3 protein-coding genes are annotated in these 2805 nt (G+C 49.4%); 1 reads left to right on the top strand and 2 read right to left on the bottom strand.

Annotated elements, in window-relative coordinates:
* Positions 1-192: 192 nt before the first annotated feature.
* Positions 193-750, top strand: coding sequence for a hypothetical protein (locus ACTHUT_RS17185; RefSeq protein WP_070843596.1), 558 nt, complete (start codon positions 193-195; stop codon positions 748-750).
* 83 nt (positions 751-833) lie between these two features.
* On the opposite strand, the gene ACTHUT_RS17180 is transcribed toward ACTHUT_RS17185, so the two are convergent.
* Both ACTHUT_RS17180 and ACTHUT_RS17175 read right to left on the bottom strand, forming a co-directional pair.
* Entirely contained in the window at positions 834-2144 is a 1311-nt protein-coding gene (locus tag ACTHUT_RS17180; protein ID WP_070584805.1) for an NCS2 family permease, read from the bottom strand.
* 227 nt (positions 2145-2371) lie between these two features.
* Positions 2372-2805 (bottom strand): TRAM domain-containing protein (locus ACTHUT_RS17175; protein ID WP_440419174.1); only part of this gene is annotated, 434 nt, incomplete at its 5' end.

Genomic DNA, 2805 nt, shown 5'->3' with positions numbered 1-2805 from the left:
TTAAAAATTCCCAAACCTGAATTTACATGATTTCATATTTATAATTTCTTGATTTTATAAAATAAAAATATTTATTTGAACTTTTCCTAAAAAATGCCGTCTGAGATAAAGACAAGACGGAATATCTATGTTAATGTGTAAATGTCAGCCGGCGTTTGCCGGTTTTTTATTGAAACCATTTGGGAGTCAATTATGAATATGAATGTTAAATTAATCGTTCCTGCTGTTTTGGCGGCTGTTGCCCTGACTGCATGTAGCAGCGGTTCTAAAGCCAAACCTGAAGCCAAAGCTGCGCCTACTGCGCAACAACAAACTCAAGCCCAGGCTCAACAGGCTCAAGCTCCAGTACCTAATACTTTGAAAGTAGACTCTATCGACGGTACTAAAGAAGTTCACTACAAATGCGGTAAAGACGGCAAAGAGCCTCTGAGCGTAATGTACGGCTTCAAAGGCAACGAAGTTGTTGCTGCACAAGTAAAATACAAAGGTCAATTAACTGAAAACCTGTTCCGTATCACTGACAGCAGCAAAGATGTAAACGCATTCTGGGGCGGCAATGTCGCTTGGGTTGCTGAAGCAGCCACTGCAGCCAACGTAGACAAAGTTGACGGCAACATGCTGACTATCCGCGGTACTACCGAAGTAAACGGCAAACAAGAAGTAGTTGATCAAATCGTTACCCGCTTCTGCGCATTGGACAAAGGCGCGAAAGCTGCCGCTAAACCAGCTGCTAAAAAAGCGAAAAAATAATCTTTTACCGACAGCTTTAAACGCTGGGTAAAATAAAACAGGCCGTCTGAAAAGTTTTCAGACGGCCTGTTCTTTTGAGCGGTTTAACCCAAGAACCAGAATTTTAATGCCCACAACACGGCGACAATCCATACCATAGGCGGTACGTCTTGGGTGCGGTTGCACAAGAGTTTGATGAGTGCGTAGCTGATAAAGCCGAACGCAATACCGTCGGCAATCGAGTAGGTAAACGGCATGAAGACAATGGTCAGGAATGCTGGTGCGGCTTCGGTCATATCATCCCAATCGATTTCGCGCGCGCTGCGCAACATTTGCGCGCCTACATAGAGCAGGGCGGGTGCGGTAGCGAATGCAGGAATGCTTTGAACCAGCGGGGAGAAAATCAGACAGGCCAACATCAGTACGCCGACGGTAACGGCAGTCAGGCCGGTACGGCCGCCGGCAGAAACGCCTGCCGCGCTTTCAACGTAGGGGGTAGTAGAAGAAGTACCCAAAGCGGCGCCTGCGATAATGGCGGTAGAGTCGGCAAGCAGGGCACGTTTCAAACGCGGCAGTTTGCCGTCTTGCAACAGACCCGCGCGGTGAGAAACGCCGACCAATGTGCCGGTAGAGTCAAACAGGTCAACCAGGAAGAATACAAAAATCACGCTGACCATGCTGACGGTAAACAAGCCTTTGAAGTCCATCTGCATGAAGGTTGGCGCAATGCTCGGAATTTCGCCGACCACGCCTTTGAACTCGCTCAAGCCCAAGATGGTGGAGATGGCAGTCAGTGTCAAAATGGTAATGATGATGGAGCCTTTAACGCGGAAGTGGCCAAGTGCAACCACCATGACAAAGCCTGCCATTGCCAGCAGGGCGGTAGGCTGGTGGATGTCACCCAAACCGACCAATGTGGCAGGATTAGCCACAATCACGCCTGCGCCTTTGAGCGCAATCAATGCCAAGAAGAGGCCGATACCTGCGGCAATCGACATTTTCAAGCCCATAGGCAGGGCGTTGACCAGCATTTCGCGCACTTTAAAGAAGCTGAACAGGATGAAAATGATGCCGGAGATGAAAACGGCACCTAAAGCCACACGCCAGTCTACGCCCATGCCTTTGACGACGGCAAAAGTAAAGTAGGCGTTCAAACCCATGCCCGGAGCAAGGGCGATCGGGTAGTTGCCGACAAAGCCCATCACGAAGCAGCCGATGGCGGAGGCGATACAGGTGGCCACAAATACTGCGCCCATATCCATGCCGGTTTCGCCCAAAATCAGGGGATTGACGATGATGATGTAGCACATGGCGAGGAAGGTTGTCACGCCGGCCATAATTTCCGTGCGGACGTTAGTCTGATTGGCGTTGAGGTTGAATAATCTTTCCAAAACGCTTTGATTTGAAGAACTCATTCGAGATATTCCTTTGGGGAAAGCCGTTTAAGGACGGCATCATCGGGTTTAACTGCCGGAAGCTCGGATTTTAGCCTTAACTTCTCAACAGATAAGGGAATTTTCGGGCGGTATTATACTGAAAAGCCTTTTGTTCGGGTAATAAAAATACATGAATCAGATGATACTGAGCCGAACCAAGATAAAGGCCGTCTGAACAGTTTCAGACGGCCTTTGTTTGTGTGTACTTATACCGGTTTGCCTTTCAGGGAGAAGGTGTAGGCTTCGGTGATTTCCAAATCGATCATTTGGTTGATCATGTCGGGTGTACCGGTAAAGTTGACCACGCGGTTGTTGGCGGTACGGGCTTGCAGTTGGTCAGGGTCTTTTTTGGAGATACCTTCAACCAAGCAGCGTTGAACCGTGCCGATCATGGTTTGGTTGATGCGCGCGGTTTCGGCTTCGATGACTTCGTTCAAAGCTTCGAGGCGGCGCACTTTTTCTTCATGCGGCGTGTCGTCGTGCAAGTTGGCGGCAGGCGTGCCAGGGCGCGGACTGTAAATAAAGACGAAGCTCAAGTCGAAGGCGATGTCTTTGACCAGTTTCAAGGTTTGCTCGAACTCGCGCTCGGTCTCGCCCGGGAAGCCGACGATAAAGTCGGAGCTGAGGCACAAATCAGGAC

This window comes from Neisseria sp. P0022.S010 (assembly GCF_051956635.1).
Note: the sequence above shows the minus strand (reverse complement) of the source record. Positions and strands in the feature narration are given on the sequence as shown.